The following is a 6,280-nucleotide window of genomic DNA, read 5'->3' on the forward strand; positions in this document are numbered from 1 at the left end:
CAGTGGTTGACACGGACACTCAAAGACAGCGGCAAACGTGCCGGGGCCGAGAAAGGCTTTCGCGCGTGAGTGGATGGCACCGGGCACGAGCCTGGACCGACAAAATTGCTTCCCTTGCAGCTTCAATGATGCCTATTCTTCGCCGGACACTCATCCCACTCCATGACTGACACCCCCTCAGACTCCGCCCCGACCTGCAACCAAGAATGGGAAAAGCACGGCTTGTTCTTCGAGTATGGCAGCGCGGCGAATCCACGCATGCCCAAGATCGGCATTGATGTGTTTCCGCCCTCGATGCATCACGTCGCCGAGAGCAAAATCATTCCGCTGGAGCTGTCCCAGAAGCTCGAAACCAGCCACCCTGCCACCGGGCCGAATCTTCTGGCCCATTTCGTCCACATCGCCGCAGGTAAGGAGCTGCCCACTTCCTGCCATGCGAGCAGTCAGGTCTTTTATGTCATTCGCGGCGCGGGTTTCAGCGTGATCGATGGCAAGAAGCTGAGCTGGAAAACGGGCGATTTCTTTGCGCTGCCAGTCACCGGCGAGATCCGGCACAGCGCGAGTGAGGACAGCGCCTTCTATTGGGTGAACGACCAGCCGCTGATGGATTTCCTCGGTGCCAAGCCCACCAGCCCGAGGTTCCGGCCGCTCTATTTCTCCCGTGAGCTACTCACGAGCGAGCTGGAAAAGGTGCGAAAGGAAAACGAGGGCAAGGACAAGAACCGCAACGGCATCCTGCTGGCGAATCCTGACTGCCCGCAGACGAAGACGCTCACGCACACGATGTGGTCGCTCTACAATCTGCTGCCTGCGAAGAGCAAACAGAAGGCCCACCGGCACAACTCCATCGCCCTCGATTTCGCGGTGAAGGCCACGGAAGGCGTTTACACCCTGATCGGCCGCGATCTGGATGCCGATGGCAACATCATTGACCCGGTCCGCGCCAACTGGGTGGCCGGTGGAGCCTTTGTGACGCCCCCCGGCTGGTGGCATTCCCATCACAACGAAAGCGACGAGGACGCCATCGTCCTGCCGGTGCAAGATGCGGGTCTGCACACCTACATGCAGACGCTCGACATCCAGTTTGCGCATGGGTATTGAGCGGGGATTCCGGTGTGTGTTGGTGAGCCGCTGATGCATTTGATCCATCATGACACGAGTGGACTGAATGCCTGGTATGTTGCCTGGGACCCTGCCAGGAGGCGGAGCTGCGGTGGGGAGAAAGGGAAGACGCTGAGGAGAGGATGGAAGAGGGAGGTAGCGGAGACTGGGAGGCTGAGTGTCCTGACTGAGCTGTGCCTGACGCCGTGCCCTTGCCGATCTCGCTCCAGCGGCACAAGCACATTCAAGAAGCTTGCGATGCTTGAATGGTCAGTTTGTTACCATGAAAACGCTCGGCATCCTTAACTTGCGTATGGGTTGCGAAAAAGTTCCACGTTATAGGATCGGCGTCCCTCGCATAGATCGCAATCTCAGCAGTTATAGATTCATGTTCTTGAGGCCAGGGTTGGATCTCATCGGACACAACAGTATCGACCAAAAAATCCACTTCGAGGCCTGGGTGAATTGGTCTCAAGGCGAAGTATTCTTTATCACGCCCCAGGTTCTCAGCCCAGTTCGTTATATTTAGCCCCATATTAAAAGGGGCCTTCACCTTTACAAAAACCTCTGTAGCTGTCGAATTTCCTTTGTTTGTAATGTGAACGTTTCCCCGAACTTGAAGGCGGTTCGTCTTTTTATCATTAGCCACCCATAGCTCCAACCTGGGAACAAGAAGAGGAGAGCACAGAGGGTAAAAAAGGCGTCTTAAAACCGCCGCTTGGCAATTGACGTTACTGTCTTGGCTTCGGATGTAATATTCTCGCTCAGCTTTTTTGGAGCGATGGGGTGCAAACTTGCTAGGTGGAATAAGGCATACTACAAAACCTTCAACAGAATTGGGCTGTTGTATTGCCTCAACAATAACATTCTGAACGGGAGGATCGACAACAGCCAGAGCTGTTTCTTGCAGGCGGTCACGCAGGCGGTTGGCGTCCTTCACTAAAGAAGTTCCAGTTGCGAACTTGTTTTTGGCATTGATTCCCCAGATTAATAGCCCGCCGCCAGAGTTGGAGAATGCCCCCAAGTTTTCACTCCAAATGGAGAGGATGTTTTTTTCATTTTCCTTCTCCACCGGTTTGTGAGACGGGACGCCTGGGTGGTAATGGGCTGTAATCTCCGCTGCACCTTTGAAGTCCATCCATTCATTTTCCTCGGTTTTTAAGGCCGGGTCAGCCAGGCGTTCCAAGAAGTTAAAACTCCCTTCTGGGCAGTTGATTATCTGCTGAAAGAACTCTTTGGCGGCAAATGTGGCTTCCATGTTTTAAGATTACGATTTGATAGGGCGATGCAACAAATCGCCAACTTGTTCCTCATCCGCCATATTCTGGCACCTTATTTTCGCGTCAGCTCAATTACTACCTCGGATCGGGCGAAGGCGAGCGGGAGGCGCCGATGACCCGACTAATGCCATTCGAGCTGTTGCCTGCTTCCCTCAATGCTCGGTCACATGCTTTTCGTGGGCGTATTCCCACGTATCGCAGCGGAATCTTCCAAGTCCTAGCTGCATACTCGAGTGAGTCAGAGTCAGGGTGCCAGCTTATCTCTGTCACCGGTTCTAATTCATCAATAGGGGCAAGCAAAATAATCTTCGACTCTCGCTGGGTAAGTTTACAATCGACCAAAAGGAAGTGTTCTAGAAAAGTATTAGCGACTCTGAAACAAGTCAGGGCATCCTGCACAGTCCACCCATCCATTGCTCGGCAAATCTTCAATCTGGCTGTCACGTCCTTCTCTCCCTGGCGCTCGGTGTCGGTGATGTCAGTCCATACAACCCGTGACCGCTTCGGGTGAACTGTGCAATCTCGAAGCACTTTCAAGTCCGCTGCCTCTTGTGCATATTTAGCTCCCCGATCAATGGCCCGTTTCCCACCGCTTCTGGTGAACAAGTAGAAGTCAAACTTCGACATTGTGGGGAGCTTGTCCAAATCGTTGTAGAACGAAGAGGGCAACTTCAACGACATTAGGCAACAGTTGGCCGCCGCCTCGAGTAGTAGCGTCGAGAAGAGAACAACCGCCTGAGAAATACTGCGCTGTTTGATTGTCTGTGACCAATGTAGCAAGTTTGTGGTGGCCTCGAGCAGTTCTCCAAAGTCCTTATCGTATTCAATTTCGGTCGCCATGGGTTAGACGCGGTTTTTTGGCATCACGTGGAGAACCTAAATCAGGCGCACACGTTCACGAGTGCCATCAGGGTTTTCGAGAATTATTTTACCCTTTGCGGCCTCGTGATCGAGGAGCATGTCGTACACAGCAAGAGCGCGACGTATGACCTCGACCAACGAAGCCGCATCAGTGCGTGTCTGGAGTTCGGATAACTGTTCCTTTACCTTTGGACTGAGGTCGAGGTTTAGGCGGACTTTGGGTTTTTGAAGGTTGTCTTGCAAAGTAAGCGAGGATGCAGGCGACTAAAAAACAGACTGCGAGAGTGACAAAAACGAACCAACGAGAGCCAGCCCAAGCTAAGCCGACAAAGGTTATTCCTAACGTCCAGAATGCCACGATAATCACTCGCGCCCAAGGAGGCGTGTTAGGATCGGTAGCAACTTCATTAATGTCCACCCACTTTCCTTGGAACCGTTTCTCAAGACGGTTTGAATCGGGGATGGAGGAATGCTCGTGAGAATCAGGTGGGGGTATTGGTTGCATAGCGGCCAGTGGATGTCGCCGGTTGGACGACAAAGAACTGGCAGCGGAAGCAACTTCGGCAGCGAGCGATCATGTGGTCGTCGGCGTAATTGCTCCAGCCTGCTCTGACTCCGGCAGAGCGTGATGGAGGTGGGTTGAGTGGTTTTGTTTCATTCAATTTTGGGTATAAGTTTTAAGCATTCCTATAAACAAGCCTATAGTAAAAACACAAGGCACGTATCTCTTCACCGAGTTGGAGTAGTCTCGGGTGAATATGTCGGTGTCTTGGGCCTGTGCCCCCTAGGGGGGCCAATAGTGTGTATTCAGTCCTACAGATGACAGGCAGCAACGAGAACAGACACACCATATGCACACAAATTATGTGCGTGTCAACTTCATCGTTCTTTTTGGGATATGTAGGTCATTGTGTGACAGGTAGGCGGTGCAAGATTGCCGCCCGCACAATCCTTGATTCTCTCACTCTGCGGTCGCGCCGCCTGAGCTTCTGAAGCACCGGCCACCGGCCACAGATTAAGTCACCGACCAAGTTAAGGCCCTGCTGAAGTGTGTGGGAACGCAGCCTGCCAGCGCGCTGGAATGCCTGAGAGCGGGACGCAGAACACAGCGGCCTGCGGCGCAATGGCGGAGCAGACGCTGCTGGTACCCGGCGTCGTGTGGAGGGGCGTTGGGTTTGCTTCCTGGATTGGCTGCCAGCACCCAGGTGAGCACTCGCTAAAGCTTCCTCCTTCGCTCTACGAGCTTCGGAGGACACGCGGCACCCCTGGGCTGAAATACGGAAGGCCGTTGGCCTTCAAGACAAAGAAGTCAGTCTATTATGCAATCCTCAATGGTGGCTGTGCTGGGTGTGCAACTCATGCCGGGAAGAGACTGGCAAACTCCCATGCAGAAGAGAATGACAACCGATGGATGCCCTGAAGGCCGACGGTGGTGGTGAGGCGGCTTTCAGCGACGCCACTGACGGGCCAGTCGGCCTTGTTGAAACGGAAGGTCAGCCGCGTCAGCATTTCGGGCGGAAGGACGGTGTCGAGACTGAACGGGGTGGATCTCTCTGCCAGCAGGACATGATCTGACCCGGTCCAGTTTAAGGCGCGCAGCCAGGGGTGGAGCTCGACCCCGCGGTCGAGGATCTCGAAAGCCCGCCGCCCATGACGCTCCTCGGGAGGATAGAGATCGGGATGCTCAGCGATGAAGTCATCCACCGTCACAATCGCCCTTACCCGTATCTGCGAAAGAATGTGAATGGCACCCTCGCGAACCGAGACGGGATAGACGATTTCTCCCGCCTTCACGCCCGCTTTGATGAAACTTGGCTGGGTGGTGTGAGGGCCGCCAAAGAGGAAGTCGATGCTCCTGCCGATGAGGCCGTGCTTTCTGGCGATCTTGATGCGGTCGCTGTTCCAAAGCACTGTGTAGGCATTGCTCATAACAGATCATACAGGGAGCACGGTGAGGTTCTGGATGCAACTCCGGGGGTTTGAAAGTGTGGAAGGAGGGGCGGGAATGGAATTGGCGCCTATCGGTTTTTGCAGACCCGTGCATTGCCCCTTTGCTTACCTGGGCTTGCACTCAAGCCCGTGTATGGGCGTGCATGTTCATGCCGGTGTCAGATCCACGACTCGGGCTCCGCGGCAGAGGGGGTAGGATTCTAAGAAACCAGCGATGAGAGGCTTCATGATGGCGTTGGAGTCTCCATACACATAGAGGGCGGTTTCGGTGGGGCCCTGCCAATGGGACTCGACAGAGCCATGCCCGGCCAACAATCTGTTGAGCTCCTCGAAAACAAAGTTGATGTCGCAGTCGCGATAGACTTCATCGGGAAGATTGACGCCATCGAGGTAAACACCGAAGCCTTCGCGCAGGCCAAAAGGAATCTCCTGCTCGATCTCATCTGCTGAATCATATTTGAATTTCGAGCCCTTTGGCGCGCCGCGCCGCTCCAGGAAGTGGATGATGGAGGGAATGAGGTTCCCGGATGGCTGGAGGAACATGTGAACATCACACCATGCAATCTCTCCATTCTGCTCCTGCATGGTGCCTCCGCCATCAACCTCGCCAGCGCCCAGTTTTTCCAAGAAGTCTGTCAGGGGTTCTTCGTAAACGTCTGCACGCTGGAGAGGGCCGATTTTGTGATTGAACTCGGCTGTCGCACTGATCTGACAGACGACTGGGGCAGGCTTTGCGGGCTTGGTGAACCAACGTGAGATAGCAGAGAAGAAGCCCATCTATGCGAACTGAACTTTTACTGAGTGAAAGTGGAGGCGAGGGCGGGAATTGAACCCGCGCATCGCCAAGGGTTGTTTGAGGAAATTCAGGGAAGTCTGAAACCATTGATTTACAATGGATTGAGCGATTCGTGTATTTCGTTGGACATGCCCAAATTGCAAACGATGTTCTTACTCTCGTTCTTACTTTATTGAAGTCATGGCATCGGTTTGGAAGCACCCCAACTCCCCTTACTGGACAGCTTGTTTTACAGACAAGGCTGGGCGGCGAAGAAAACGTTCCACAAAGGAAACCAACCAGAGGAAGGCGT

4 protein-coding genes are annotated in these 6,280 nt (G+C 54.0%); 1 reads left to right on the forward strand and 3 read right to left on the reverse strand.

Translation table 11 applies throughout. The features are described from left to right. The first annotated feature begins 162 nt into the window (after positions 1–162). Complete coding sequence (locus ACIREA_RS24050; RefSeq protein WP_397384879.1) at positions 163–1,101, forward strand: hypothetical protein; 939 nt, start codon at positions 163–165, stop codon at positions 1,099–1,101. A gap of 244 nt (positions 1,102–1,345) precedes the next feature. Here ACIREA_RS24050 and ACIREA_RS24055 read toward each other — a convergent pair whose 3' ends face one another. The 3 genes from ACIREA_RS24055 to ACIREA_RS24065 all read right to left on the reverse strand — a co-directional run bounded on the left by ACIREA_RS24055 (position 1,346) and on the right by ACIREA_RS24065 (position 5,969). Further along, a complete protein-coding gene (locus tag ACIREA_RS24055) occupies positions 1,346–2,359 on the reverse strand; it encodes a helix-turn-helix domain-containing protein (RefSeq protein ID WP_397384880.1) in 1,014 nt (337 codons plus the stop codon). A gap of 2,239 nt (positions 2,360–4,598) precedes the next feature. Beyond that, on the reverse strand, positions 4,599–5,171 hold the full coding sequence (locus tag ACIREA_RS24060) for a hypothetical protein (RefSeq protein ID WP_397384881.1): 573 nt from the start codon (positions 5,169–5,171) through the stop codon (positions 4,599–4,601). 168 nt (positions 5,172–5,339) lie between these two features. Beyond that, on the reverse strand, positions 5,340–5,969 hold the full coding sequence (locus ACIREA_RS24065; protein ID WP_397384882.1) for a hypothetical protein: 630 nt from the start codon (positions 5,967–5,969) through the stop codon (positions 5,340–5,342). Between the last annotated feature and the right edge of the window lie 311 nt (positions 5,970–6,280).

This window comes from Prosthecobacter sp. (assembly GCF_044373815.1).
Lineage (GTDB): Bacteria > Verrucomicrobiota > Verrucomicrobiia > Verrucomicrobiales > Verrucomicrobiaceae > Prosthecobacter.